Annotated in this window: 26 protein-coding genes; 13 read left to right on the top strand and 13 right to left on the bottom strand. The window is 74.7% G+C overall.

Going from position 1 to position 26,126, the window contains the following annotated elements; genetic code table 11:
- The first annotated feature begins 349 nt into the window (after positions 1-349).
- Positions 350-2,032 (top strand): phosphoglucomutase (alpha-D-glucose-1,6-bisphosphate-dependent), encoded by a 1,683-nt coding sequence (gene pgm / locus F1D97_RS04590; RefSeq protein ID WP_236122534.1) that lies wholly within the window; start codon positions 350-352, stop codon positions 2,030-2,032.
- 60 nt (positions 2,033-2,092) lie between these two features.
- Here pgm and F1D97_RS04585 read toward each other — a convergent pair whose 3' ends face one another.
- Complete coding sequence (locus F1D97_RS04585; RefSeq protein WP_236122533.1) at positions 2,093-3,136, bottom strand: LacI family DNA-binding transcriptional regulator; 1,044 nt, start codon at positions 3,134-3,136, stop codon at positions 2,093-2,095.
- A 189-nt stretch (positions 3,137-3,325) separates the two neighbouring features.
- Here F1D97_RS04585 and F1D97_RS04580 point away from each other — a divergent pair, with 189 nt between their 5' ends.
- From F1D97_RS04580 to F1D97_RS04570, 3 genes are read left to right on the top strand one after another with little or no spacing between them, the layout of a single operon-like run.
- Entirely contained in the window at positions 3,326-4,498 is a 1,173-nt protein-coding gene (locus F1D97_RS04580) for an MFS transporter (RefSeq protein WP_396022576.1), read from the top strand.
- Positions 4,495-4,992, top strand: coding sequence for a helix-turn-helix transcriptional regulator (locus F1D97_RS04575; RefSeq protein ID WP_236122531.1), 498 nt, complete (start codon positions 4,495-4,497; stop codon positions 4,990-4,992). Before F1D97_RS04580 ends, F1D97_RS04575 begins: the two co-directional genes overlap by 4 nt.
- Positions 4,993-5,002: 10 nt before the next feature.
- Positions 5,003-5,410: a VOC family protein gene (locus tag F1D97_RS04570; RefSeq protein ID WP_236122530.1), complete on the top strand. Its 408-nt coding sequence runs from the start codon at positions 5,003-5,005 to the stop codon at positions 5,408-5,410.
- Between the two features lie 3 nt (positions 5,411-5,413).
- Here F1D97_RS04570 and F1D97_RS04565 read toward each other — a convergent pair whose 3' ends face one another.
- A complete protein-coding gene (locus tag F1D97_RS04565) occupies positions 5,414-6,232 on the bottom strand; it encodes a M15 family metallopeptidase (RefSeq protein ID WP_236122529.1) in 819 nt (272 codons plus the stop codon).
- A gap of 198 nt (positions 6,233-6,430) precedes the next feature.
- Between F1D97_RS04565 and F1D97_RS04560 the strand changes: the two genes are divergently transcribed.
- Both F1D97_RS04560 and F1D97_RS04555 read left to right on the top strand, forming a co-directional pair.
- A complete protein-coding gene (locus tag F1D97_RS04560; protein ID WP_236122528.1) occupies positions 6,431-7,765 on the top strand; it encodes a histidine kinase in 1,335 nt (444 codons plus the stop codon).
- Positions 7,758-8,477: a response regulator gene (locus F1D97_RS04555; RefSeq protein WP_236122527.1), complete on the top strand. Its 720-nt coding sequence runs from the start codon at positions 7,758-7,760 to the stop codon at positions 8,475-8,477. Before F1D97_RS04560 ends, F1D97_RS04555 begins: the two co-directional genes overlap by 8 nt.
- Before the next feature lie 21 nt (positions 8,478-8,498).
- Here F1D97_RS04555 and F1D97_RS04550 read toward each other — a convergent pair whose 3' ends face one another.
- A complete protein-coding gene (locus F1D97_RS04550; protein ID WP_236122526.1) occupies positions 8,499-9,788 on the bottom strand; it encodes an MFS transporter in 1,290 nt (429 codons plus the stop codon).
- Positions 9,789-9,958: 170 nt separating this feature from the next.
- The gene (locus F1D97_RS04545) at positions 9,959-10,468 is read right to left on the bottom strand and encodes a hypothetical protein (RefSeq protein ID WP_236122525.1); all 510 of its coding nucleotides are present in this window, start codon (positions 10,466-10,468) and stop codon (positions 9,959-9,961) included.
- A gap of 154 nt (positions 10,469-10,622) precedes the next feature.
- Here F1D97_RS04545 and F1D97_RS04540 point away from each other — a divergent pair, with 154 nt between their 5' ends.
- Positions 10,623-10,913 carry a YtxH domain-containing protein gene (locus tag F1D97_RS04540; protein ID WP_236122524.1) on the top strand — a complete coding sequence of 97 codons (291 nt, stop codon included), beginning with the start codon at positions 10,623-10,625 and terminating at the stop codon, positions 10,911-10,913.
- Here the strand turns inward: F1D97_RS04540 and F1D97_RS04535 are convergent.
- Together F1D97_RS04535 and F1D97_RS04530 are read right to left on the bottom strand one after the other, a co-directional pair.
- On the bottom strand, positions 10,910-11,806 hold the full coding sequence (locus F1D97_RS04535) for an amidohydrolase family protein (protein WP_236122523.1): 897 nt from the start codon (positions 11,804-11,806) through the stop codon (positions 10,910-10,912). The two genes, F1D97_RS04540 and F1D97_RS04535, sit on opposite strands and share 4 nt — an antisense overlap.
- Positions 11,807-12,015: 209 nt before the next feature.
- Positions 12,016-12,879, bottom strand: coding sequence for a universal stress protein (locus F1D97_RS04530; protein WP_236122522.1), 864 nt, complete (start codon positions 12,877-12,879; stop codon positions 12,016-12,018).
- A gap of 210 nt (positions 12,880-13,089) precedes the next feature.
- Here F1D97_RS04530 and F1D97_RS04525 point away from each other — a divergent pair, with 210 nt between their 5' ends.
- Positions 13,090-13,746 carry a DUF2278 family protein gene (locus F1D97_RS04525; protein ID WP_236122521.1) on the top strand — a complete coding sequence of 219 codons (657 nt, stop codon included), beginning with the start codon at positions 13,090-13,092 and terminating at the stop codon, positions 13,744-13,746.
- Positions 13,747-13,836: 90 nt separating this feature from the next.
- Positions 13,837-14,655, top strand: coding sequence for a GTP pyrophosphokinase family protein (locus tag F1D97_RS04520; RefSeq protein ID WP_396022558.1), 819 nt, complete (start codon positions 13,837-13,839; stop codon positions 14,653-14,655).
- On the opposite strand, the gene F1D97_RS04515 is transcribed toward F1D97_RS04520, so the two are convergent.
- The 3 genes from F1D97_RS04515 to F1D97_RS04505 all read right to left on the bottom strand — a co-directional run bounded on the left by F1D97_RS04515 (position 14,643) and on the right by F1D97_RS04505 (position 18,770).
- A complete protein-coding gene (locus F1D97_RS04515) occupies positions 14,643-17,045 on the bottom strand; it encodes an ATP-binding cassette domain-containing protein (RefSeq protein ID WP_236122520.1) in 2,403 nt (800 codons plus the stop codon). The two genes, F1D97_RS04520 and F1D97_RS04515, sit on opposite strands and share 13 nt — an antisense overlap.
- A gap of 76 nt (positions 17,046-17,121) precedes the next feature.
- A complete protein-coding gene (locus F1D97_RS04510) occupies positions 17,122-18,033 on the bottom strand; it encodes a DUF4862 family protein (RefSeq protein ID WP_236122519.1) in 912 nt (303 codons plus the stop codon).
- Positions 18,030-18,770 (bottom strand): FadR/GntR family transcriptional regulator, encoded by a 741-nt coding sequence (locus F1D97_RS04505; protein WP_236122518.1) that lies wholly within the window; start codon positions 18,768-18,770, stop codon positions 18,030-18,032. Before F1D97_RS04505 ends, F1D97_RS04510 begins: the two co-directional genes overlap by 4 nt.
- A 239-nt stretch (positions 18,771-19,009) precedes the next feature.
- Between F1D97_RS04505 and nagB the strand changes: the two genes are divergently transcribed.
- Complete coding sequence (nagB, locus tag F1D97_RS04500; RefSeq protein ID WP_236122517.1) at positions 19,010-19,795, top strand: glucosamine-6-phosphate deaminase; 786 nt, start codon at positions 19,010-19,012, stop codon at positions 19,793-19,795.
- A 52-nt stretch (positions 19,796-19,847) separates the two neighbouring features.
- Here the strand turns inward: nagB and F1D97_RS04495 are convergent, their stop codons facing one another.
- From F1D97_RS04495 to F1D97_RS04485, 3 genes are read right to left on the bottom strand one after another with little or no spacing between them, the layout of a single operon-like run.
- Complete coding sequence (locus F1D97_RS04495) at positions 19,848-20,570, bottom strand: N-acetylmannosamine-6-phosphate 2-epimerase (RefSeq protein ID WP_236122516.1); 723 nt, start codon at positions 20,568-20,570, stop codon at positions 19,848-19,850.
- Positions 20,571-20,621: 51 nt separating this feature from the next.
- The gene (locus F1D97_RS04490; RefSeq protein ID WP_236122515.1) at positions 20,622-21,611 is read right to left on the bottom strand and encodes an ROK family protein; all 990 of its coding nucleotides are present in this window, start codon (positions 21,609-21,611) and stop codon (positions 20,622-20,624) included.
- On the bottom strand, positions 21,604-21,930 hold the full coding sequence (locus F1D97_RS04485; protein WP_236122514.1) for a dihydrodipicolinate synthase family protein: 327 nt from the start codon (positions 21,928-21,930) through the stop codon (positions 21,604-21,606). The genes F1D97_RS04490 and F1D97_RS04485 overlap by 8 nt, the downstream gene beginning before the upstream one ends.
- Positions 21,931-21,954: 24 nt before the next feature.
- On the opposite strand from F1D97_RS04485, the gene F1D97_RS04480 reads away from it, so the two are divergent.
- Entirely contained in the window at positions 21,955-22,962 is a 1,008-nt protein-coding gene (locus F1D97_RS04480; RefSeq protein WP_236122513.1) for a LacI family DNA-binding transcriptional regulator, read from the top strand.
- 18 nt (positions 22,963-22,980) lie between these two features.
- Here F1D97_RS04480 and F1D97_RS04475 read toward each other — a convergent pair whose 3' ends face one another.
- Positions 22,981-24,429, bottom strand: coding sequence for a glycoside hydrolase family 43 protein (locus tag F1D97_RS04475; protein ID WP_236123482.1), 1,449 nt, complete (start codon positions 24,427-24,429; stop codon positions 22,981-22,983).
- A 151-nt stretch (positions 24,430-24,580) separates the two neighbouring features.
- Here F1D97_RS04475 and F1D97_RS04470 point away from each other — a divergent pair, with 151 nt between their 5' ends.
- Together F1D97_RS04470 and F1D97_RS17470 are read left to right on the top strand one after the other, a co-directional pair.
- Positions 24,581-25,507, top strand: a complete 927-nt coding sequence (locus F1D97_RS04470) for a ribokinase (RefSeq protein WP_236122512.1) — start codon at positions 24,581-24,583, stop codon at positions 25,505-25,507.
- A 16-nt stretch (positions 25,508-25,523) separates the two neighbouring features.
- Positions 25,524-26,123 carry a sugar O-acetyltransferase gene (locus F1D97_RS17470; protein WP_317618951.1) on the top strand — a complete coding sequence of 200 codons (600 nt, stop codon included), beginning with the start codon at positions 25,524-25,526 and terminating at the stop codon, positions 26,121-26,123.
- The last annotated feature ends 3 nt before the right edge of the window (positions 26,124-26,126 follow it).

The following is a 26,126-nucleotide window of genomic DNA, read 5'->3' as shown; positions in this document are numbered from 1 at the left end:
ACCGGAGGAAGCGCGGGGTCGCGCGCAACCAGTCCGACGACCCCGTGGTCGCTCCGGCAACGGGACCGCTGAGCCGGAGCGATGACGGGCTCACGCACCCTCCCCACGACCCCGCGGTTGCTCCGGCTATGACCGGGCCGAGCCGGAAGAAGCGCGGGGTCGCGGGAGAGGTGTCCGACGACCCCGTGGTTGCTCCGGGTGTGGCGGGGCTGAGCCGGAGGGATGGCGGGGTCGTGGTCGGCGGGGTGGGGCGGGCGGGGTGGGGCGGGTGGTGTGGGGCGGGTGGTGTGACGCAGGGCGGGGCCGTCGGGGGGTGCGGAGCGGGCGGGTGGCGGGGTTGGATGTGGGCATGCATCCCCGCGCCGGAACCCCTGCTCAGCCCGAGGACCTCATCGACGTCGACGCGCTCGTCGGCGCCTACTACGACCGCGTGCCGGACCCGAGCGACCCCGACCAGCAGGTCGTGTTCGGCACGAGCGGGCACCGCGGCTCGTCGCTGCGGACCGCGTTCAACGAGGCGCACATCGTCGCGATCACCCAGGCGATCGTGGAGTACCGGCGCAGCCAGGGCACGGACGGCCCGCTGTTCATCGGCCGGGACACGCACGGGCTGTCGGAGCCGGCGCAGCGCACCGCGATCGAGGTGCTGGTCGCGAACGGCGTCGAGGTGCACGTCGACGCACGTGACTCGTTCACGCCGACGCCCGCGGTGTCGCTCGCGATCCTGCGGCACAACGGGGCGGGCACCGCCGCCGGGGTCCGCACGCTCGGTCCGGGGCTGGCCGACGGCATCGTCGTGACCCCGTCGCACAACCCGCCCGCGGACGGCGGCTTCAAGTACAACCCGCCGCACGGCGGCCCCGCGGGCGGCGAGGCGACGGGCCCGATCGCGAAGCGTGCGAACGAGCTGCTCGCGGGCGGGTGGCGGAACGTGCCGCGCGTCGCGTACGACCGCGCGATCACGTCGCCCCTGGTCAAGCGGCACGACTACCTGACCGCGTACGTGGACGACCTGGCGAACGTGGTCGACCTGGACGCGATCCGGTCGGCGGGCGTGCGGATCGGCGCGGACCCGCTCGGCGGGGCGATGGCCGAGTACTGGGGCGTGATCGGCGAGCGGTACGGGCTGGACCTGACGGTCGTGAACCCGAGCGTGGACCCGCGCTGGCCGTTCATGACGCTCGACTGGGACGGCAAGATCCGCATGGACTGCTCGTCGCCGTACGCGATGGCGTCGCTGGTGTCCCGCATGACGGCGGGCGACGGGCCGGCGCCGTACGACATCGCGACGGGCAACGACGCGGACTCCGACCGGCACGGCATCGTGACCCCGGACGGCGGGCTGCTGAACCCGAACCACTACCTCGCGGTGATGATCGCCTACCTGTACGGCGGTGCTCGCCCGGGCTGGTCGCCCGACGCGGCGATCGGCAAGACGCTCGTCTCGTCCTCGCTCGTGGACCGCGTGGGCGCGAAGCTGGGCCGCCGCGTGGTCGAGGTCCCGGTGGGGTTCAAGTGGTTCGTGCCCGGGCTGATCGACGGGTCGGTCGGGTTCGGTGGCGAGGAGTCCGCGGGCGCGTCGTTCCTGCGCACGGACGGCACGGTGTGGACCACCGACAAGGACGGTCCGATCGCGTGCCTGCTGGCCTCGGAGATCCTCGCGACCACCGGGAGGTCGCCGTCGGAGCACCACCGCGCGCTCGTCGACGAGCTCGGCGAGTCCTGGTACGCGCGCATCGACGCGGCCGCGTCCCGTGACGAGAAGGCGAAGCTCGCCGCACTGTCCCCGGAGCAGGTGACGGCGACGACGCTCGCAGGCGGCGCGATCACCGCGCGGCTGACCGAGGCGCCCGGCAACGGCGCGTCGATCGGCGGGCTCAAGGTCGTCACCGACGACGCGTGGTTCGCCGCGCGGCCGTCGGGCACCGAGGACGTCTACAAGATCTACGCCGAGTCGTTCGTGTCGGCCGAGCACCTCGCGCAGGTGCAGGCCGAGGCGAAGGACGTGGTGTCCGCCGCGCTCGCGGGCTGACGCGCACGGCGTCGGGGTGCGGCCCGCGGGTCGCGCCCCGCGCGTCGGCGGGGACCGCGGTCAGCGTCCGGGCTGGGTGGCGGTCGGGTCCGTGGACTCGCGCACGACGAGGGACGCGGGCAGCGTCACGGCGGCGGACGACTTGCCGTCGACGACCTCCAGCAGCAGGCGCACCATCTCGGCGCTGATCCGCTCGAACGGCTGCCGCATCGTCGTCAGGGGCGGGGTGGTCGCGGCGGCGATGCCCGCGTCGTCGAACCCCGCGACCGCGACGTCGTCGGGCACGGACCGGCCGGCGTCCGCGAGCGCGAGCAGCGCGCCGGAGGCCGCGAGGTCGTTCGCGGCGAAGATCGCGTCCAGGTCGGGCCGGCGCTCGAGCAGCTCGGCGGTCGCGCGGATGCCGCCCGAGCGCAGGTAGTCGCCGTGCACGACGAGCGTCTCGTCGTACCGGTCGCCCAGCTCGAGGCGGTACCCCTCGAGGCGCAGCCGTCCGCCGGGGGTGTCCATGGGGCCGGTGATCATCGCGATGCGCTGCCGCCCGGAGTCCAGGAGGTGGCGCGTCATGATGCGCGCGCCGCCCAGGTCGTCGGCCGCGACGTACCCGACCTTCTGCTCGAAGCCGAGCGGGATCCCGCACGCGATGGTGGGGATGTCGAGCGCGACGAGCTCGCGCAGCACGGGCGAGCCGGCGTGCGACGAGATGAGCAGCACCCCGTCGACGTGGCCCGCGCCGACGTAGCCGAGCATCTGCTCCTGCTCGTCGGGCGTGCCGGCGACCATGAGGAGCAGCGGCATGCCGCGGGCGGCGAGCTCGGTCGCGGCGCCGCGCAGCAGGATCGAGAAGTTGGGGTCCTCGAACAGCAGGTGCTGCGGTTCGGTGAGCAGGAACGCCACGGAGTTGGACCGGCCCGTGACGAGGCTGCGGGCGTGCTGGTTGGTCTTGTACCCGGTGGTGCGGATCGCCTCCTGCACCGCCGCGAGCGCCTCGGGTGACACCCAGTGGCCGCCGTTGATGACGCGTGACACCGTCCCGCGCGAGACGCCGGCCGCGGCCGCGACGTCGCGGATCGTGGGCCGTCGGCGCGGGTTCCCGGTGGTGTCCATCGGGGGCACTCTAGAGGCCCGACCGGGAACGGTCACAGTCCGCCGTCCGGGTGTCGGGTATTGCGTGCGGCCGGCGTGGGCGGCGGGTGCGACCATGGCAGGGTGTTCCGGCCGTACCGCGACCTTCTCTCCCGACCTGGAGCCCTCGCCTTCTCGGCCGCCGGGGTCCTGGCGCGACTGCCCATCTCCATGGTGGGGATCGGCATCGTGCTCGCGGTCTCCGCGATCTACGACTCGTACGCGCTCGCGGGCCGGGTGTCGGCGGTCCTCGTCGTCACGTCCGCGCTGACCGCGCCGCTCATCGCGCGGCTGGTCGACCGGCACGGCCAGGCGCGCGTCATGTTCCCGACGCTCGTGATCAGCGGCGCGGGGCTGAGCGCGCTCGTCGCCGCGCTGCAGCTCGAGGCGCCCGAGCCGGTGCTGTACGTGACCGCGGTCGTCGCGGGCGTGACCGGGCAGTTCGGGTCGCTCGTGCGCGCGCGCTGGTCCCATCTCATCAAGCGCGACGCGGACGCCATGCACACCGCGTACTCGTTGGAGTCCGCCCTCGACGAGGTCGTGTTCATCGTCGGCCCGGCCGCCGCCACGCTGCTCGCGACGAACGTGGCGCCCACCGCCGGCATCGTCGTGCCGCTGGTGTCCGCGGTGCTCGGCGGGACGTGGTTCCTGCTGCAGAAGCGCACCGAGCCGCCGCCGACGCCGCACCACGCGGACGCGGCCGGCGGGTCGCTCGTGCGGCTGCCGGGGATGCTCGTGCTCGTCGTCGTGTTCCTCGCGCTCGGCGCGATCTTCGGCGCGACCGACGTCTCGACCGTCGCGTTCGCCGAGGAGGCCGGCCGCAAGTCCGCGGCGGGCTTCATCCTCGCGGTGTTCGCGGCCGGGTCGCTCGTGTCCGGGCTGCTGTACGGCGCGCGGCGCTGGGCACAGCCGCTGTGGGCGCGGTTCGGCGTCGGGATGGTCGCGCTCGCGATCGGGGTGTCGCTGTTCGTGCTGGTGAGCTCGCTGTGGATGCTCGCGGTGGTCATGTTCGTCACCGGGTTCGCGATCGCGCCGACGCTCATCAACGGCAACGGGCTCGTGCAGGAGATCGTGCCGCGCACGCGTCTGACCGAGGGGCTGACGTGGGTCGGGACGTCGCTCGGCGTCGGGGTGTCCATCGGGTCGTCGATCGCGGGCACGCGGATCGACGCGGACGGCTCGCACGGCGGGTTCCTCGTCGTGGTCGTCGCGGGCGTCGCCGCGCTCGTCGCGACGGTGTCCGCGCTGCGTCCGCTGCGCGCCGGGCACCGCAACCGCCTGGCCGACGAGCTCGCGGCGGGCCATCGCGACGACGCCCCCGTCCGGGACACACTGGAGCCGTGACGCCGTCGACCGACCCGCGCCTGCGCGAGCTCGCGCAGCTGCGCCGCGTGCGGGACCGGATCGACCGGGAGTACGCGCAGCCGCTCGACGTCGACGCGCTCGCGCGCGGCATCAACGTCTCGTCGGGGCACCTGAGCCGCACGTTCCGCGCCGCGTACGGCGAGTCGCCGTACAGCTACCTCATGACGCGGCGCATCGAGCGGGCGATGCACCTGCTGCGCCTGGGCGGGCTGAGCGTGACGGACGTGTGCTTCGCGGTCGGGTGCCAGTCGCTCGGGACGTTCTCGACGCGGTTCTCCGAGCTCGTCGGGATGTCGCCCAGCGAGTACCGGCGGCGGGCCGCGGCCGACGAGCACGGCGTGCCCGCGGGCATCCCGAGCTGCCAGGCGCGCCAGGTGCTGCGGCCCGTGCGGCGCTCGACCCGAGGTGCGGCCGGGGAGTCGGCCCAGGAAGCGGTCAGGAATCGAGAAGCAGCGGCGGCGCCGCTCTCCTAGCGTGGCGCGCATGACCCTCTTCGTGCACTCCACGTTCCTTCCCGCCGACGACCCCGACGCCTCGCTCGCGTTCTACCGCGACGTGCTGGGCTTCGAGGTCCGCAACGACGTCGGCCAGGGGTCGATGCGGTGGATCACCATCGGCTCCCCCGAGCAGCCCGACGTGTCGATCGTGCTGCACCCGCCGGCCGTCGACCCGGGCCTGACCGACGACGAGCGCCGCACGATCGTCGAGCTCATGGCGAAGGGCTCGTACGCGAGCCTGATCCTCGCGACGCGCGACCTGGCCGCCACGTTCGAGAAGCTCTCGGCCGCCGGTGCGGAGATCACGCAGGAGCCCACCGACCAGCCGTGGGGGCTGCGCGACGCGGCCGTGCGCGACCCCGCAGGCAACCACCTGCGCATCAACCAGCTCTGAGACTCACCAGCCCGACGAGGAGTCGGGCAGGAGGTCCGGGCAGCGGTCCGCGCCGTCGGGCATGGCCTCGAAGTGCCAGATCTCGTTGGCGTACACGCGGCACAGCCCGAACTCCTGCCCGTGCTCGCCGAGCCACAGCGCCGCCTCGGTGCCGCCCACGTCGACCGCGGTGCCCGCGACGTGCGCGGACCTGTCGGCGGGCAGCACCCAGCGCTGCGCCTCGTGCACCGAGCCGTACCGCGCCACCGCGTCGTCGAACAGCGCCCGCTGCTCGGCCGCGGTGCGTCGGCCCGAGGTGATGTGCATCGCGACGCCCTCACGCGCCGCGGCGGCGTCCGCGCGGGCGTAGCGGCGGGCGAGGTCCTCGTCGATGCCGACGGCGGTGAGCTCGTCGACGACCGCCTGGATCGCGGTGTCGTCCGGGGTGCCGGTGTCCGGGGTGCCGGTGTCCGGCTCGTCGGCCGGGTCGTCGTCGTCCGACGTCGGCGGCGGGGCCGGCGCGTCGCCCGCCCCGCCCGCCTCGTCGTCCCCGGCCGCACCCACCACGACCCCGGGCGCGGTCGACGGATCCCCCTGCGACCCGGCGAACGCCTCCTCCGCCCAGCGCACGCCGAACCACGTGACGACCGCCAGGACGACGACGAGCACCGTGCCGCGGCGACGCCTGCGCCGCGCTCCCTCCTGCGCGACGGACGCCGCGAGCGGCCCCGGCACGACCTCGCCCCAGGCGGCGTGACCCGAGCGCGCGGTCCTCGGCTCAGGTGGCGTGCCGTGCTCGGCCGCCGGGGTGGTGGGCCACTGCGGCCCGGTGCTCGTCGTCATGGCGTCCAGGCTCCCGGGACGGCCGGGGCGGCGGCGTCGGGCCGGGGTCGGGTTCCGTGCCTGGTCAGAACCCGTCCGAGGGTCGACCACGGTCCCACCCTGCGGTCGTCGTGACGCGTGCGTCTCCACCCTGGGGTGGAGGCCGGGTCACCCGCGGGACGCGTGATCGGGCCGGGTCCCGGCGCGTACGTTGGCGGCATGTCCGCCGACGACCGTGCTGTCGCGCCCGCGCGCGCGTCCGGTCGCGCACCCCGGCGCGGCACCCGGCCGCGGGACGCGCGGGCCACGCGGCGAGACGTGCGGCGCGAGGACCTGCTCGTCGCGGCAGGGGTGGGTGCGCTGTGGTCGGTCGGGCTGGTCGTCGCGAGCCGGTGGGACTACTGGATCCCGGCGTCGTCGGCGGCATGGTGGTGCGCGGGGCTCGGGCTGGTCGCGGCGCTCGCGGTGCGGCGGTGGGCTGCGCGGGCCGGGTTCTGGCTCGTGACGGTCGGGTACGTGGTCTCGTACACGTTCGTGCTGGACGGCGGGCGGATGCCGTCGTTCCTGCACGTGGTCCCGCTGCTCGTGACCACGTACGCCGTGACGCGGGCGGGTGCGGAGCCGCCGCTGCTCGCGGCGCTCGTCGTCGGGACCCTCGGTGTGGCGCTGCAGGCGGGTGTCGCGAACGCCGCGTGGGGTCTGTCGGTGTGGGACTGGCACCCCGTGGTCGACCTGTCGGCCGCGGTGCAGCTCGTGGCGCTCGTCGTCGCGGCCGCGTTGCTCGGCGCGATGGTGCACCGGTTGGCCCGCACGTCCGCGTCGCTCGCGGAGCGCAACGCGCAGCTCGTCGCGCTGCAGGAGGTCCGCGCGAACGAGGCGGTCGCCGCGGAGCGCACGCGCATCGCGCGCGAGCTGCACGACGTGGTGGCGCACCACGTGTCGGCGATCGTCGTGCGCGCGCAGGCCGCGGACCGCGTCGCGGACGCGCAGCCCGACGCGCCGCGCGAGGCCGTGCGGTGGATCGCACCCGCGGGCAAGGAGGCGCTCGACGCGATGCGGTCGGTGGTGCGCGTGCTGCGTGCCGCCGACGACGAGAGCGCGCCGTACGCCCCGACCGCGGGTCTCGACGCGCTGCCCGGGGTGCTCGCGCGCGTCCGCGAGGCGGGCCTGGACGTGCGCGCGACGCTGCCCAACCCGCTACCGGCCTGTGCGCCGCAGGTCGGGCTCGCGGTGGTGCGCGTCGCGCAGGAGGCGCTGACGAACGTGCTCGTGCACTCCGCCGCGACGCACGCCACCGTGACGCTGGTGCGCACCGCGACGGACGTGGTCCTGGAGGTCACCGACCCCGGTCCCCCGCGCCCGCCCACGCCCGGGACGGGCCTCGGCGGCAGCGGCCTGCTGCACATGCGCGAGCGCGCCGCCGCGGCCGGCGCCACCGTGATCGCGGGTGCCGTCACGGGCGGCGGGTGGCGCGTGCGGCTCGTCGTCCCCCTGGACCGTCTGCCCGAGGACCCGGCGCGGCTCGCGCCCCGACGAGAGGCCGCCGATGCCTGACGTGACCCGGCCCGACGTGACCCGGCCCGACGTGACCCGGGTGGTCGTCGTCGACGACCAGCCCACCATCCGCCTGGGGCTGCGGATGATCCTCGACCACGAGCCGGACCTCGAGGTCGTCGGCGAGGCCGCCGACGGCGCCGCCGCGCTCGACGTCGTGCGCGCCGCACGGCCGGACGTGGTGCTGCTCGACATCCGCATGCCGGGCACCGACGGCGTCGAGGCGACCCGCCTCATCCGCGCAGACCCCGCGCTGGCGGACGTGCGCGTCGTCGTGCTGACGACGTTCGACGACGAGGAGTACGTGACCGGTGCGCTGCGCGCCGGCGCGCACGCGTTCCTGCTCAAGGACGCCGAGCCCGCCGCGCTCGTCGACGCCGTGCACCGCGTGCGCGCCGGAGGTCAGGTGCTCGACCCGAAGGTGACCGGGGTGGTCGTCGAGCAGTGGCTCGCGGCCGGGTCCACCGGGGCCGCGCCCGCGGGCACCGGGGCGGCCGCGACGTTCGTCGGGACCCTGACGCAGCGCGAGCGGGACGTGCTGCTCGCCGTCGCGCGCGGCGGGACCAACCAGGACGTCGCCGACGCGCTCGGCGTCGGCGAGGCGACCGTGAAGGCGCACGTGCACGCGCTGCTGCGCAAGCTCGGCTGCACGACCCGCACGCAGCTCGTCGTCGTCGCGTACGAGTCCGGGCTGGTGACGGTCGGCGGCTGACGCGGTCCGGCTCGTCGGTCGTCACGCGGGGACGGACATGACCCCACGCGCGTCGTACCGCCAGAACGTGCGCTGCGTGCGCACCAGCACCCACAGCGCCGCCACGCACAGCAGCCCGCCGATGACGACGGCCCACCCCTCGCCCACCGCGGACGACAGCGACCCGATCACCACGTCCCCCAGGCGCGGGCCGCCCGCGACCACCACGATGAACACGCCCTGCAGCCGCCCGCGCATGTCGTCGGGCGTCGCGGTCTGCAGGATCGTCTGCCGGAAGATCGCGCTCACCTCGTCGGACGCACCCGCCGCGACGAGCGTCAGGCACGCGATCGCCAGCGCACCCCACAGCACGTTCTCCGGACGGTCCCGCCCGACGACGACGAGCACCAGCCCGAACGCGACGATCGACGCACCCCACCCCGTGATCGCCCACGTGATCACGCGACCCTGCCACCGCACGCGCGCCAACCCGCCCGACAGCAGACCCGACGTCACCGCCCCCACCGCGAGCGCCGCCGTCAGGATGCCGGTCGTCGTCTCACCGCCGCCCAAATACCAGATGCCCACCGCGGGGAACACCACGCGCGGCATCGCCAGGACCATCGCGCACAGGTCCACCAGGAACGTCATGCGCACGTCCGGCTGCGTGCCGAGGTACCGCAACCCGTCGACCACCGACGCGATCCCGACACGCTCCCGCCGGTTCTCCGACGGCTCCGGCAGCACCGGGGGCAGCCGGAACACCGCCCCCAGCGCGAACGTGAACAGCACCGCGTCCACCGTGTACGCCAACCCGTAGTCGACCGACGCGAGCACCGCCCCCAGCAGCGGCCCCACCGTCAACGCCACCTGGAACCCGATGGTCTGCAACGCGTTCGCGGCCGGCATCAGCCGCGGCTCCAGCAACCGCGGGATGATCGCCGACCGCGCCGGCGAGTTCACCGCGTTCGCGCCCGACTGCACCGCCGTCAGCCCGTACAGCAGCCCCACGTGCTCGTTGCCCGCCCAGCCCTGCACCGCGAGCACCATGATCGCCACCCACGACACCACCGACGCGACCAGCGCCACCTTGCGCCGGTCGTAGTGGTCGACGATCGCGCCGCCGTACAGCCCGAACACGACCAGCGGCACCAGCGCGAACATCCCCAGCACGCCGACCGACAGCGTCGAGCCCGTGATCCCGTACACCTGCAGCCCGACTGCGACGACCGTCAGCTGCGTCCCCAGGTTCGCCACCGACAGCCCCAGCCAAAGACGCCGGAAGTCGGGACTGATCTTCAGGGGCGTCGTGTCGACGACGAGAGACCTCACCAACTCACTCTAGGCAGCAGACTCCTGCGCCTCGCACCACGCCCACCCCCGTCCGCGCTCTGGACACCTAGTGCGAGCATGCGACCGTGGCGACCAGCGGAGCCGCGACGGACGTGGCTTCCCGCCGTACGCGAGGGGGCGAGGCAGGCTAGAGGCCGAGCACGACCCGGTCATGACGTGCGGTCGCGTGGGTCGCCGAGGTCGCCGTCCGGGCCGCCGCCGACGAGGAACACCAGCCGGTCCTGAGGCGACTGCGGTCCGCACGATGCCAAGCCGACCTTCTCCCAGACCGTCCTGCCGAGCCGTGCGGTGGGCAGCAGGTCCACGGAGCCGAGGTCCGGCACCGAGACCGTGAAGCCCCCGTCGTACGTCCACGACGCCAGCCCGGAGTAGACGCGCAGGCTTGCCGGGTCGCACTCGCCCTGCCCGTCCCAGAGCGGCACGTTCCAGAGGTCGGCGGTCCCGTCGGCCTCCAGCCGCACGGACACCCACCGCGTCTCGTCGGCCCTGCCGTCGTCCGTCGCCCACTGCGCGGGAAGCCCGTCCGGCGGCTCCCGGTCGTCGGACGCACCCCACGGCCCGAGCAGCACGACGACTGCGAGGACGGGGACCAGGACCAGGACGCCGAACGCGACGAGAAGGACGACGAGCCGGTCCTTCGTCCGCCGCGCTCGCTCCATGGCAAGACTCTGGCACGTGGCGCACCGGGGGGCGGGCGGGTTCTGCGCCGAAAGAAGGCGGCTCCCCGCCGCGCGCGAGGGGGAGAGGCTGGTTAGGGTCGGACGGTCCGCGCGGCGCGGGGTCGCGACGGCTTGTTCATCGGGAGGTGGTCGTGTGAGCGGGAGGATCGGCACGTTCGTCGTCGGCGTCGGCTTCGGGTACCTGCTGGCGACGCGCAAGGGTCGCGACCTGCTGGGCAAGGCGGGCGAGAAGGCCGGTGAGGCCTGGCGGCACCCGAAGGTCCAGGGTGTGGTGAAGGACGTCGAGGAGCAGGCGCTCGACTTCGCGAAGCAGCAGGGTGTCGCGCTCAAGGACAAGGCGGTCGACGCGGCGCGGTCCGCGACGGGCCGCTCGCACGACGAGCCGTCGGTCGTCGTCGAGCCGGAGACGCCCTACAGCATCTAGCTCGAGACGGTCGCGAGGCCGTAGACGTCCGACGCCGTCCCGGCGCGGACCTCGAGCAGCTCGTCGCCGTCGAGCGCGGCCTGCAGGGCCGCGTCCACGGCGAGGCACGCGAGCGCGGGTCCGCCGTGCACGAGCGAGACGGGCCACGCCGAGCCGAGCATGAGCCGGCGCGGCCCGAACAGCTCGAGCGCGACGTCGACGACCTCGCGCACCGAGTCGGCGTACTCGCGGGCGGGCACGCCGCGCGGGAAGAGGCCGGACAGCTTGGCGACGACCGCGGGGTGCTCCGCGAGGGGTGCGAGCAGCTCGCGCCACCGCGCGAGGCCGTCGGGGTCGCCGAGGGGCGGGCTGCCGAGGTGGTCGACGACGAGCCGAAGGCCCGGGTGCCGTTCGGCGACCGCGGGCAGCTGCGCGAGCCCCTCGGGCGTCGTCACCAGGCACTCGTAGGCGAGCCCGAGACCGTCGAGCACGGCGAGGCCGGCGTCGGTCTCGGGGCGCGCGAGCCACGCCCCGCCCTCGTGCCGGTGCTGCATGGTCCGCACGCCGACGACGCGCGTGCCGGCGTCCGCGGCGATCACGCCGGCCCGCTCGACCTCGCCCTCGACGAGCTCGGGTCGGTCGACCGGCGCCCACACCACGAGCCCGGCGACGCGCGGCTCGTCGGCGGCGACGTCCGCCATGACCTCGACGTCGCGCGGGTCGTCGGCGGCCTGCACGAGGACCGCGCGCACGTGCTCGCCGCGGTCGCACGACTCGAGCTCGTGCTCGTCGTCCAGGTGCGCGGCCAGGTCCGGGTAGCCGAACGTGCCGAGCAGCGGGCCCATGCCCGGCCGCAGCCACGGGTAGTGGACCCGGGCCGGGTCCCACACGTGGGCGTGCGTGTCGACGATCACGTGATCACCTGGTCCTGTCCGTGCGGGTCGGGCGTGCTGCCACGCACCGGTCGACGCAGGGCGCGCGCGAGGCCTCGTCGCCTCGCCACCGCCCCCGGGCCGGTGAACGACTGGCGTGATCCTGACATACCGGACGGCCGGTGGGTAGTGGCACTTCGACGCGACGTCGAAGCGCTTCCGCACCGCCCGTCCGCGGCCCGCGGTCGACCTCAGGAGCGCAGCGTCGCGCGCCCCACCAGCACCGAGCACGTCGCGTGGTGCACCACGGCCTCCGCGGTCGAGCCGAGCACCGCCCGGCGCAGCCCGCCCAGGCCCCGCGTCCCGACGACGACGAGGTCCGGCTCGAGCTTGTCGACCATGCCGAGGATCGTCGGGCGCACGTCGAACGTGACCGTCATCGGCACCGCGCCGACGAGCAGCGTGCGGACCTCGCCCGCACCCGCGTCGCGCAGCACGTGCGCCGCCGCGGTCACCGCGTCGGTCTCGTGGCCCTCCACCGTGTCGACACCGACGACCGTCAAGCGCGCGCCCTGCAGCAGGGGCAGCCGCGCGAGCGTGCGGACCGCGTCGACCGAGTCCGGCGAGCCGTCCGCGCACACCATCACGTGCTCCACGGGCTCCGTCCCGCGCGCGACGAGCACGGGCGTCAGCGGCCGGTGCGACGAGACGAGCCACTCGGCCGTGCTGCCCAGCCCCAGCCGCTTGAGCAGCCCGCGCCCGCGCGGCCCCACGACCACGAGGTCCGCGTCGTCGTACCCGTCGAGCACCACGCGCGGGTCCGCCTCCGCGACGAGGTGCTCCACGTGGTTGTCGGGCAGCTCGCGCGGCGGCTCCGGGCTCCACGCGTGCGGCTTCGCACGCTCGCCCGGTGACTCGTCCGCGCGGGGCCGCGCCGTCACGGCGGTCACCCGCCAGCCCGGCCACGGCTGCGCCGCGACCCAGCCCCACAGCGCCGCCGACGCCTCGCCGCGGTCGTCGCCGACGACGAGCCAGCCCGGCCCGGGCGTCGCGCGCTTCTGGTCTTCCTGTTCCTGGGCGACCTGGTCCTCGGTGGCCCGCTGCTCGGTGATCATGGCCCCCACGTCCTCACGAACAGCCGTGCACCGGCAGTCGTCGCTCTGACGGCTCGGGGCCGACGCGCGGTGCTGCTCACCTCCGGCATACCCCGCCCCCGGCGCACGGGCATGGGCCTTTGATCCCGTTCGCCGGATCCCATCTCGCCGGATCCCATCTCGCCGGATCTCATCCTGGTGCCCGCCGACGCGCGGGCGCACGCTGGTGGCATGCCTCTCGACCACGGCTACGGGGTGCTGGTCGGCACGCTGCTCTCGCACCAGCGGGACACGCCCGACGACCAGGGCCGGTGGTACCACGTGAACCTGCGGGTGCAGGCGCCCGCGGGGACGTACCGGTGCGCGATCGACGTGGACGCCGCGGGCTCGTCGGTGGGCGTGCAGTGGCGCACGTTCGGCGTGAACCCCACGGACCTCGGGCCGGTCGCGGCCCTCTCCCCCGGGTTCCACCCGTTGGCGTCGGTCCCGACGAGCGGCGCGGTCGACCTCATCCGCCACCCCGCGTTCCGACCGCGCACCGGCTGCCTGTTCGTCACGCGACCACCCGGGTGGCTCGAGGCGCTGATCCGGCTGCTGTCGAACCCGTGGACCGCGGGCGACCACCTCGCGGCGTCGACCGCGCTCGAGTCCGTGCTCGTCGTCGGGGCCCGCGTGCTCGTCTACGGCGAGCCGTTCACCAGCGGCCTCGGCGTGCACAACATCCACCAGAACCAGGGCGACCCCGCGGGCTCGCCGTGGTGGGACGAGAACGGGATCTGGCAGGACGGCGCGACGCTGGTGCAGCGCGACGACGGCGGGTACGCGGTGTTCGTCTCGAAGTTCTCCACGCAGGCGTCGCAGACCGACGACGACGGGCACCCGGTCTGACGCGGACCGGCGGGACCTTCTGCGGCACTCGTCGGCTCCCACGCTCGTTAGCGTGAGGGACGACGATCGACGCACCACCTGGAGGACCCCGTGCCCGCCGAGACCCACGCCGCGCTGCAGACGCAGGTCGAGACCCGCCTGCGCGACCTCGCGGGCCGAACCGGGGTGACCGTCGACGCGGGCGAGGTCTTCGCCCGCCTGCGGGAGGTGGGCGACGAGTTCCAGCGCCTGCAGATGTACTACCAGTTCGGCATCGACGAGGTCTCGACGAAGATCGCGATCCTGCGCGACGAGTTCGCGACGATGTACGACTACAACCCGATCGAGCACGTCCGCTCGCGCCTGAAGTCGCCCGACAGCCTGCTCAGCAAGGCGCTGCGGCAGGGCGTGGACCTCACGGTCCCCGCGATCCGGGCGAGCATCCGCGACATCGCCGGCATCCGGATCACGTGCTCGTTCGTCTCGGACGTGTACTGGATCGCGCAGATGCTCAGCGCGCAGCCGGACCTCACGGTGCTGACGACGAAGGACTACATCGCGAACCCGAAGCCGAACGGCTACCGGTCGCTGCACCTCATCGTGCAGGTGCCGGTGTTCCTGTCCCGGCACACCGAGCACATCCCCGTCGAGCTGCAGATCCGCACGATCGCGATGGACTTCTGGGCGAGCATGGAGCACAAGCTCCGCTACAAGTACTCCGCGGACATGCCGGCGCACCTGCGCGCCGAGATCGACGACGCGGCGCGTGTCGCGGCGGACCTCGACGCGCGCATGAGCCGCCTGCGCGACGAGGTGCGCCCGGACCCGACCGACGACCTCACGGTCCCCACCGACGTCACGGTGCCCACCGGCCACGTCGGCGGCGTGCTCACCGACCCGGGCACCGCACCCCGCACCTACGTGGTCTGAGCCGCCACCCCGACGTACCGGGCGAGGTGCTCGCCCGTGAGCGTGGCCCCGTCGGCGACGAGCGCGGCGGGCGTGCCCTCGAACACCACGCGACCACCGTCGTGGCCCGCGCCCGGGCCCAGGTCGATGATCCAGTCCGCGTGCGCCATGACCGCCTGGTGGTGCTCGATCACGACGACCGACTTCCCCGAGTCGACCAGCCGGTCCAGGAGCGCGAGCAACTGCTCGACGTCCGCGAGGTGCAGACCGGACGTGGGCTCGTCGAGCACGTAGACCCCGCCCTTGTCGCCCATGTGCGTCGCGAGCTTGAGGCGCTGGCGCTCGCCGCCGGACAGGGTCGTGAGCGGCTGTCCGAGGCTCAGGTAGCCGAGCCCGACGTCGACGAGCCGGTCGAGGATCGCGTGCGCGGCGGGCGTGCGAGCCTCCCCCTCGGCGAAGAACCGCTCGGCCTCCGCGACGGGCATGTCGAGCACGTCGGCGATGCTCCGCCCGCCGAGCGTGTACTCGAGCACCGCGGCCTGGAAGCGCCGGCCCTCGCACTCCTCGCACGGCGTGGTGACGCCGCCCATCATCGCGAGGTCCGTGTAGATCACGCCCGCGCCGTTGCACGCGGGGCACGCGCCCTCGGAGTTCGCGCTGAACAGCGCGGGCTTGACCCCGTTGGCCTTGGCGAACGCCTTGCGGATCGGCTCGAGCAGCCCCGTGTACGTCGCGGGGTTGCTGCGGCGGGAGCCGCGGATGGCCGACTGGTCGATCTCGACGACGTCGTCGCGCCTGCCGAGCGAGCCGTGGATCAGCGAGCTCTTGCCGGACCCGGCGACGCCGGTGACGACGACGAGCACGCCGAGCGGGACGTCCACGTCGACGTGCTGCAGGTTGTGCGTGCTCGCGCCGCGGATCTCGATCGCGCCGGTCGGCGTGCGCACCTCGTCCTTGAGCCGGGCACGGTCGTCGAGGTGGCGGCCGGTGAGCGTGCCGGACGCGCGCAGCGCCTCGACCGTCCCCTCGAAGCACACCTGCCCGCCGGCGGATCCCGCGCGCGGGCCGAGGTCGACCACGTGGTCGGCGATCTCGATGGACTCGGGCTTGTGCTCGACGACCAGCACGGTGTTGCCCTTGTCCCGCAGCTGCAGCAGCAGGTCGTTCATGCGCTGCACGTCGTGCGGGTGCAGCCCGATCGTCGGCTCGTCGAACACGTACGTGACGTCGGTGAGCGACGAGCCGAGGTGCCGGATCATCTTGGTGCGCTGCGCCTCGCCGCCGGACAGCGTGCCCGCGGGCCGGTCGAGGCTCAGGTAGCCGAGGCCGATGTCGACGAACGAGTCGAGCGTCTCGGACAGGGACGTCAGCAGGGGTGCGAGCGACGGCGCGGAGAGGCCGCGCACCCACTGCGCGAGGTCGCTGATCTGCATCGCGCACGCGTCGGCGATCGAGATGCCGTCGATCGTCGACGAGCGCGCGGTCTCGTTGAGCCGGGTGCCGTCGCACTCGGGGCACGTGGTGAACGTGATCGCGCGGTCCACGAACGCGCGGATGTGCGGCTGCATCGCCTCGCGGTCCTTGGACAGGAACGACTTCTGGATGCGCGGGACCAGGCCCTCGTACGTGACGTTGATGCCCTCGACCTTGATCTTGACGGCCTCCTTGTAGAGCAGGTCGTCGAGCTCCTTCTTGGTGAACTGCCCCAGAGGCTTGTCGGGGTCGAAGTACCCGCACTCCCGGAAGATGCGGCCGTACCAGCCGTCCATCGTGTAGCCGGGGATGGTCAGCGCACCCTCGTTGAGCGACTTGCTCGCGTCGAACAGCGCGGTGAGGTCGAAGTCCGTGACCGAGCCCATGCCCTCGCAGCGCGGGCACATGCCGCCGAGCTGCGTGAACGAGCGACGCTCGGTCTTCGCGCCGTGCGCACCCTCGACCGTGATCGCCCCGCCGCCGCGCACGGTCGGGATGTTGAACGCGAACGCCTGCGACGAGCCGATGTACGGCGTGCCCAGGCGCGAGAACAGGATGCGCAGCTTCGCGTTGACGTCCGTCGCGGTGCCGACCGTCGAGCGCGAGTTCGCGCCCATGCGCTCCTGGTCGACGATGATCGCGGTGGTCAGCCCCTCGAGCACGTCCACGTCCGGGCGCGGCAGGTTCGGCATGAACCCCTGCACGAACGCCGGGTACGTCTCGTTGATCATGCGCTGCGACTCGGCCGCGATGGTGCCGAACACGAGCGAGCTCTTCCCCGAGCCCGAGACGCCGGTGAACACCGTGAGCCGCCGCTTGGGCAGGTCGACGTCCACGTCCTTGAGGTTGTTCTCGCGCGCGCCGCGCACGCGGATGAGGTCGTGGCTGTCCGCCGCGTGGCGGGCGGTCGGGGCATCCGTCTCAGGGGTGCTCGTCATGCGGTCACGCTAGCCGGATGGTCCGACATGCCGGGAGTGCCGGCGCCGGACGGGCCCCGGCCGCGAGGAGGCGGGCTCAGGACGCGAGCTGGGCGAGCGCCGCGCGCGCCACGGCCACGCGCCCGGCGGGCTCGCGCACGTCCGGGTGGGTCGTGACCTTCACGCCCACGTACGCGGCCCGCCCGTCGGCCGCGGCGAGCGTCGCGCGCACCTCGTCGGGACCCAGGAGGCTCGCGACGGACGCGGCCAGCGCCGGGTCCTCGCCGCGCGGCGCGATGTGGCCGTCGAGCCACGGGTCGCCCCAGGCGGTCGCCGCGTCGGTCGCACCGGAGAGCATCACGCCGCCGAGCAGGCCTGCGGACGCCGCCGCGCGCACGTGCTCGACGGGTGCGGCCGCCGAGCGGCCCTCGATCGCGGAGCGCCCCCAGTTCACGGTGAGCCGCGCGTCCCGGCCCGCGAGCACCGCGAGCTCGTCGTCGACCTCGAGGAAGCCCTTCTCGGGCGCCCACCCGGGCCGCGTCGCGTCGCAGTGCTCGATCGTGACGAGCGCGCCCGCGAGGTCGAGCGCCGCGACGTCGTCGAGCGAGCGCGCGAGCGCGTCCCGCGTCGCCCGCGGCGCCCGCGGCGCGGAGTGCACCTGCAGCGCCGTGACGCGCGTACGGCCGGCCGCGTCGGCGAGCCTGCGGGCGAGCGCGGCCGCCGTGGCCACGTCCGCGAGCGCGGCCTGCCGCCCGTCCTCGTCGTCGGACGCGAGACCGTAGCGCGCGTCCTGCGCGAGCCGACCCATCACGGTCGGGATCGCGGTCACGACGAGGTCCCACTCCTCGGCGACGTGCGCACGCCACCAGTCGTCGCCCGCGTCGGCCGCCGCGAGCGGCACCTCGAGCCCGGCGATCGCCAGGTCGGTCAGCGCGGCGTAGGTCGCGCGCGTCTCGTCGGGACCCAGGCCCGCGACCAGCGCGTACGCGCCGAGGTAAGGCAGCGTCACGGGCGCGCGGTCTTCCCGAGCGAGCGCATGAGGGGCTCGTAGTGCCGGCGCACGGCCGCCTGGTACGCCTCGACGTCGCCGGCCTCGGCGGCCGCGAGCATCTCGCGGTGCGCGTGCGCGGTCTGCGCGAGGTCGTCGGGCAGGCTCACGCCGAGGCGCGGCATGACGGCCGTGTGGACGTCCCAGAACGCTCCGACGAGCGGCGCGACGATCGAGTTGCTCATCGCGCCGAGCAGCGCGGTGTGGAACCGGCGGTCCGCCTCGGCGAACGTCTCGCCGCGCTCGCTCGCGGCCTCCATGTCCTCGACGAGCTCCCAGAGCTCGGGGTTGGCGGTGCCGCGCACGGCGTCGGCGAGCTGCTCGGCCATCGACAGGTCGAGCGCCTGGCGGATCTCGATGATCTCCCGCAGCGCCTTGAGGTCGTCGCCCGGCAGGAGCGCGCCGCGGAACACGAGCGTCTCGACGAGCGCGTCCAGCGACATCTTCCCGACGAACGTGCCGTGCCCGTGCCGGACCTCGACGATGCCGAGCGTCGCGAGCGTGCGCACGGCCTCGCGGACGCTGGACCGCGAGACGCCGAGCAGCTCGCACAGCTCGTTCTCGGTGGGCAGCGGGTCGCCCGGGTGGAGGTTCCTGGTGAGGATGATCTCCTTGATCTGTGCCGCCGTCGTCTCCGACCGGGACGTCGTGACGCGTGCGGGCGTGCGGCTCGTGCGTGCTGCCGTGGTGTCGACCATCTGCTTGACCCCTGTGTAGCGGGAAACCTAGAGTGCACAGTACTACGTCAGACATCAGACGTCATGCGTTTACCCGTTCTGTGCGGTCGCCATCGTCTCGCGAGACGCGGCCCGGGCGTGAGGGCTTCCGGCCCGCATCCCACGCCCTGGGCGCAGGTGCACCCCACAGGGCGACCGCCGTCCGGGTTCCGCCCGGGGGCCGCAGGGGGCGCGACGGCGCGTGAGACCCGAGGAGCACGATGGAAGTCGTCATCACCGAGCACGAGGCCGACCGCGTCGGACCCGTCGCCGACCGCATCGAGGCGCTGCTCGCCGCGAACCCCGCCGCCGTGCTGGGCTTCGCGACCGGGTCGAGCCCGCTGCCGCTGTACACCGAGCTCATCGCGCGGCACCGCGCCGGCCGCATCTCGTTCGCGCAGGCCACCGCGTTCACGCTCGACGAGTACGTCGGCCTGCCCGACGAGCACCCCGAGCGGTACCGCCACGTCATCGAGCGCGAGCTCACCTCGCACATCGACATCGACCCCGCACGCGTGCACGGCCCCGACGGCAACGCCGCCGACCTGCCCGCCGCGTGCGCCGCGTACGAGGACGCGATCGCCGCCGCCGGCGGGGTCGACCTGCAGATCCTCGGCATCGGCTCCGACGGGCACGTCGCGTTCAACGAGCCCGGCTCGTCGTTCGCGTCGCGCACGCGCATCAAGACGCTCACCGCGCAGACCCGCCTCGACAACGCCCGGTTCTTCGACGACGACCTCGACGCCGTGCCGCACCACTGCCTCACGCAGGGCCTCGGCACGATCATGGCCGCACGCCACCTGGTGCTGTTCGCGACCGGCTCGGGCAAGGCCGAGGCCGTCGCGCAGCTCGTCGAGGGGCCCGTGTCCGCGCTGTGGCCGGCCACGATCCTGCAGCACCACCCGCACGTCACCGTCCTGGTCGACACCGCCGCCGCCTCGCGCCTGCGCCTGTCCGACTACTACCGCGAGGTCTACGCGAACAAGCCGGACTGGCAGCGCGTCTGACCCGACGACGAGGCCCGCGCCCCCGGCCAGGGAGCGCGGGCCTCGTCGTACGTCAGTGGCCCAGGCCCGGGACGGGCTCACCCGTGACCGCCTCGACGAACCACGACGTGATCGTCGTCGGGTGCGTGATGGCCGTCCCCACGCACACCGACGACGCCCCCAGCGCGAGCGCCTGCGCGGCGTGCGCGGGCGTGTGCACGCGGCCCTCGACGACGACCGGCACCGAGCACGCCGCGACGACCTGCGCGACGAGCTCGAGGTCCGGCCCGTCCGTCCTCGGCCGCTCCCCCGTGTAGCCCGCGAGCGTCGTGCCGACGCAGTCCGCGCCCGCCTCCTGCGCCGCCAGCGCGTCGTCGAGCGAGCCGCAGTCCGCCATGACGGCGACGTCCGGGTGCCGCTCGCGCAGCGCCGCGATCGTCGCGCGCAGGGACAGACCGTCCGGGCGCGGGCGGCGCGTGCCGTCGAGGGCGACCACGTCGGCACCCGCCTCCGCGACCGCCAGCGCGTGCTCGAGCGTCGGGGTGATGAAGACGGGGTCGTCGCCGTCCTTCCACAGCCCCACGACGGGCACGCCCAGCACGCCCGCGACCGCGCGGACGTCCTCGAGCCCCTGCACGCGCACGCCCACGGCCCCGCCTCGCACCACCGACTGCGCGACCTGCAGGGTCGTGCGCGGGTCGCGCATCGGCTCGCCCGGGTACGCCTGGCACGAGACGACCAGGCCGCCGCGCATCGTCTCCAGCACGCCGCGCCGTGCGGCCTCGTGCTCGTCCATGTGCTCCCTCTCTCCCGCCCGGCCCCTGCTCGGGCCGCGCACGTCAGTCGTTCAGAGCAGCGCCCACGCGCCGCGGGCCGCGCCGACCACCGGCGCCGCACCGCCCAGCTCCGCGAGCCGCACCGGCAGGTCGGCGAGCGCGTCGACCACCTCCGCGCGCACCGCGTCCTGCAGCGCCTGCCACCACGTGCCGCGCGCCTGCGCGACGCCGCCGCTCACGACGACGACCTCGGGGTCCAGCACGCTCGCGACGCCCGCGATGGCACGCCCCACGACCGTCGCGGCGTCGTGCACCACGCGCGCCGCGAGCGGCTCGCCCGCCTCGGCGCGCGCCACGACGTCGCGCGTGTCCGGGCTCGCCGGGTCCCCGCCGAGCGCGAGGTAGCGCCGGTGGATCGCAGGGCCCGCGCCGATCGCCTCGAGGTGCCCCGCGCGGCCGCACGTGCACGGCAGCAGCTCGGCACCGGGCACGGGCACGTGCGCGATCTCGCCCGCGACATGGTGCGCACCGCGCCACGTGCGGCCGTCGAGCACCACGGCACCGCCGACTCCCGTGCCGACCGCGACGAGCAGCGCCGACGACGCGCCCCGCGCGGCACCGAGCCACGACTCCCCCGCGGCGTGCGCGTCCACGTCGTTCTCCACGTGCACCGCCGGCCCCGCCTCGGTGCGGGACGCCGCCCGCAGCCGCAGCGCGACCTCGTCGCGCACGCGCGTGCCGACCCAGTGCGGGAACGTCGAGGTGGCCGACACGATGACGCCGCGCGTCACGTCCACCACGCCGGCCGTCCCGATGCCGACCGCGGCGAGCGGCCGGGGGTCGTCCGCGACGACCGCGTGCACGGCCTCGGCGACCGCGTCCAGCACGGCCTGCGGGCCGCGCGCCGCGTTCGTCGGGCGCTGCACGAGCGGCCCCAGGCGGCCGGCCCGGTCGACCGTCGCCGCGGCGATCTTGGTGCCGCCGACGTCGACGCCGACGACGAGCGGGGTGGGCTCGTCGTCGGCGTGCGACACCTGCGGCTGGTCGTGCAGGTCAGACACGGACCAGGCCGGACTCGCGGACGATCGCCGCGACCTTCGCCGCGGTCTCGTCGTCCAGCGGGCGCACCGGGAACGCGGTCGTGCGCGTGGCGATCAGGCCCTGCTCCTCGCACGCGGCCTTGAACGCACCCACGCCCGCGGCGTCGCCCGAGCGACCCTGCGGCTGGAACACGATCTCGAACAGCGCGGCGATGCGGTCCTGCACCTCGCGCACCTCGTCCCAGCGGCCCTCGCCCGCGAGGTCCCACAGCCGCACGTAGGCGGCCGCGTCGACGTTGCCGAGACCCGGGACCACGCCGTCCGCCCGCCCGACCTTCACCGCGGCCGACGAGAGGAGGCGCCGATGCCCGACGACCGCCTCGCCCCGCCCGCGTCAGGCCGTGGAACCCGCCGTCCCACGAGTCGAGACGTCGCGGAGGCCGCCGGGGTCTCGCGCGCCACGGTCGGGTTCGTCCTCAACCGCACGCCGTCCCAGACGATCTCCGAGCCGACCCGCCGCGCCGTGCTCGACGCCTCCCGTCGGCTCGGCTACGTCCCGTCCGCCGCCGCCCGCGCGCTGCGCTCCGGCCGCTCGCGGCTCGTCCTGCTGCTCACGCCACCGTGGGTGCGCACCGAGACGCTGTCGGACTTCACGCGATCCGTGACCACCGAGCTCGCCGCGCTCGGGTACGTCACCGTCACGCACGTCACCAGCACCTCGTCGGCCGCCGACGTGCTCGCCGCGATGACGCCCGCGGCCGTCGTCTCCCTCGCGCCGCTCGACGCCGACGACGAGGCGCACCTCGACGTGCAGCACATCCCGTACGTGCCCGCCTACCTCGCCGACTACCCCGGCAACCCCCGCACGCTGACCATCGCGCAGCAGGACATCGGCGGCACGCAGGCCGGCCACCTGCTGTCCCGCGGGTACGAGCGCCTCGTGTTCGTCGAGCCCGCCGAGAGCGGGTACGCCGGGCGCGCCGACGGCCGGTGGGCGGGGGTCAGCGACGTCGCCGGGGCCGCCGTCGAGCGGTTCGTCGCCGACGACCGCCTGGCCGCGCTCGCGCGGCAGTGGCGCGAGTCCGACGAGCGCGTCGGCGTGTGCGCGTTCGACGACGGGACCGCGCTGCCCGTGCTCGCGGCGCTGCGCGACGCGGGCGTCGACGTGCCCGGGCAGGTGGGTGTCATCGGCGTCGACGACTCGTCCGCCGCGCGGTACGCGTGCCCGCCCCTGACGAGCGTGCGCCTCGACCTGGCGACCGAGGCGCACGGGCTCGCACGACGCATCGTCGCCGTCGTCGCCGGCGACGAGCCGCCCGCCACCGCGCGGACCGGGACGCCGACGCTCGTCGTCAAGCGCGGCTCGTCCTGACCCCCGCCGGGGCGCGCGTCACAGGTACCAGTCGGGGCCCATCGGCTCGTCGTGACCCCGGTATTCGAACGACCGCACGACGAGCGTGCCGCGCTCCGCGACCACCCCCACCATGCGACCCGTGAAACCGCCCGCGACCTCGGTCGACAGGTAACGCCCGTCGAGCCGGCCGAGCTCACGGCGGCCCTGCGCGTCCTCGACCGTCGCGACGATCTCGTCGGGCCCGCGACGGATGTCGAACCGGCCCTTCGGCGACGGGCGCACCGCGACCTCCAGCAGCGCGTCGTCGTCCACGTCCGCCTCGCCGAGCACCGACGTCAGCGTCCCCACTCGCGCGACCGCGCGCACCCGCGAGCCCTCGACCTCGAGCGTCACCGCGTGCAGCGGGTCCATGCGCACCTCGAGCCCGCCGACCACACCCGGCCCGGCCTCGACGCGCGCGTGCGCGAGCACCGTCTCGTGCTCCTGCCGCCGCCCGACGAACGTGCGCCCCGCCGGCTGCGCCGACAGCTCCCACACGTCGCCCGCGCGGCGCAGCACCTGCTCGGGGAACACGTGCGCACCCACCCACGAGTCCGCCGGACCGTGCTCGCGGACCGGCGCGACCTCGTCGGGCTCGATCGGCTCCCCGACCACCGGCCAGCCGTCGACCCAGTCGATCTGCACCGCGTACGTCTCGCGACCCCGCACGTGGAACGCCGGGAAGTAGCCGCGCGGCCGCACACCCAGGAACACCATCGCCCACGACCCGTCCGGCCGCTGCACCAGGTCCGCGTGGCCCGTGCTGCGCACCACCGCGCCCGTGCTGCGCGCGGTCAGGACCGGGTTGTGCGGGCACGGCTCCCACGGGCCCGACGGCGACGGGCCGCGCGCGATCGTCTCCATGTGCCCCGCGGCCGTGCCGCCCTCCGCGGCCATCAGGTACCACCGGCCGTCCACCCGGTACAGGTGCGGGCCCTCGACGTGCTCGCCGCCCGTGCCCTCCCACACCAGGCGCGGCTCCGTGAGCAGCGCACCCGTCGCCGGGTCCAGCACCGCCTGGCGCAGGCCCTGGTCGCACCACGTGAGGTAGCACGTGCCGTCGTCGTCCCACGCGATGTCCGGGTCGATCCCGCCCGCACCCTCGATCCGCACCGGCGCGCTCCACGGGCCCGCCGGGTCCTCCGCCGTGACCAGCAGGTGGCCCGGACCGTCCGACACGTTCGTCGTGATCATCCAGAACCGGCCGTCGTGGTGACGCAGCGTCGGGGCGTAGATGCCGCCCGACGGGTTCGCGTCCGCCACCTTCAGCTGCTCCGGGGTGTGCAGCGCGTGGCCGACCGGCGTCCACGACAGCAGGTCGTCGGAGGTGAAGACCGGCACCCCCGGTGCGTACTCGAAGCTCGAGCACGCCAGGTAGTAGGTCTCCCCCACCCGGCACACGGAGGGGTCGGGGTGGAACCCCGGGATCACGGGACGCGACGGCATCGGCACGGCGACCACCCTGCCACGGCCGGTCGGGCGTGCGGGTGGAGAAACGCTCACCTGGCGAGCGTTTCTCCACCCGTTCCGGCTCGCACCGGCGCTCGCGCGGGTGGTGCGGTGTCAGACTCGGGGCCGGTGGCGCGGGAGGGGACGGATGGGTGTGAGCCAGGGGCACCGGCCCGGAGCGGGGGCCACCGACGTCGTCGTCGTGGGGTCCGTCAACGCGGACCTCGTCGTGCGGGTCGACCGGCACCCCTCGCCCGGCGAGACGCTGCTCGGGACCTCGTCCGTGACGCTGCCCGGCGGCAAGGGGGCCAACCAGGCCGTCGCCGCCGCACGCCAGGGCGCGCGCGTCGCGATCGTCGGGGCCGTCGGCGACGACCCGTACGCGCACGTCGCGCTGTCCGCGCTGCGCGCGGCCGACGTCGACCTCACGCACGTCGCGCAGGTGACCGGAGCGACCGGGCTGGCCGTCGTCACGCTCGCCGCCTCGGGCGAGAACACGATCGTCGTCGTCCCGGGCGCGAACGCGCAGGTCACGGAGTCGTCCGTGGCGACCGCGACCGAGGTCGTCGCCGCGGCCGCGGTGTGCGTGATGCAGCTCGAGATCCCGCTGCCGACCGTCGAGCACGCCGCCCGGCTCGCGCACCACCACGGCACGCGCGTGCTGCTCAACGCCGCACCCGCCACCGCCCTGCCGCGCGCGGTGCTGCGCCTCGCCGACCCGCTCGTCGTCAACGAGCACGAGGCCGCCGTCCTGCTCGGCCGCGTCCACGACTCCCCCGCAGCCGCCGCGCACGAGCTCACCGGCCTCGGCGCCCGGTCGGCGATCGTCACGCTCGGGGCGGCCGGGCTCGTCGGGCACGACGACGACGGCGCCTTCTCGCTGCCCGCACCCGCGGTCACGGCGGTGGACACCACCGGCGCGGGCGACGCGTTCGTCGGCGCCCTGGCCGCCGGCCTCGCGGCCGGTCAGCCCCTGCGCGCGGCGTCCGCGCACGCCACGCGCGTCGCGGCATACTCGGTGACCCGCCTCGGCGCGCAGCCGTCCTACCCGGGACCGGCCGACCCGCTGCCCTGAGCCACCGGAGACCGTCATGGACCTCGACGCGCAGCGCCGCCACATGCTCACCGGCGCGACGTACGACGACCTCACCCCCGAGCTCGTCGCCGCTCGCGAGCAGGCCGTGCTCGCCACCGACCGGTACAACGCCGCGTTCGGCCGGCCCGCGCCCGAGCGCCTCGCGCTGCTGCGCGCCCTGCTCGCCGCCGCGGGTGAGGGCGCCCACCTCGAGCCCACGTTCCGGTGCGAGTTCGGGTTCAACATCAGCGTCGGCCGGAACTTCTACGCCAACTTCGACTGCGTGATGCTCGACGGCGGCGGCATCAGCATCGGCGACGACGTGCTGCTCGGCCCGCGCGTCGGCATCTTCACCTCCAACCACGCGCTCGACCCCGCCGAGCGCGCCGCGGGCGCCTGCTACGCGCGGCCCGTGACGATCGGCTCGCGCGTGTGGGTGGGCGGGCAGGTCACCATCAACCCGGGCGTGACGATCGGGGACGGCGCCGTGATCGGCTCGGGCAGCGTCGTCACGCGCGACGTCCCGGCGAACACCGTCGCCGCCGGAGTCCCCGCGCGCGTCCTGCGCCCCATCACGAACGCCGACCGCACGGGCTACACCCCCACCCACCTCTGACCA

The sequence above is a fragment of the Cellulomonas palmilytica genome, assembly GCF_021590045.1.
Classification (GTDB): Bacteria; Actinomycetota; Actinomycetes; order Actinomycetales; family Cellulomonadaceae; genus Cellulomonas; species Cellulomonas palmilytica.
Note: the sequence above shows the minus strand (reverse complement) of the source record. Positions and strands in the feature narration are given on the sequence as shown.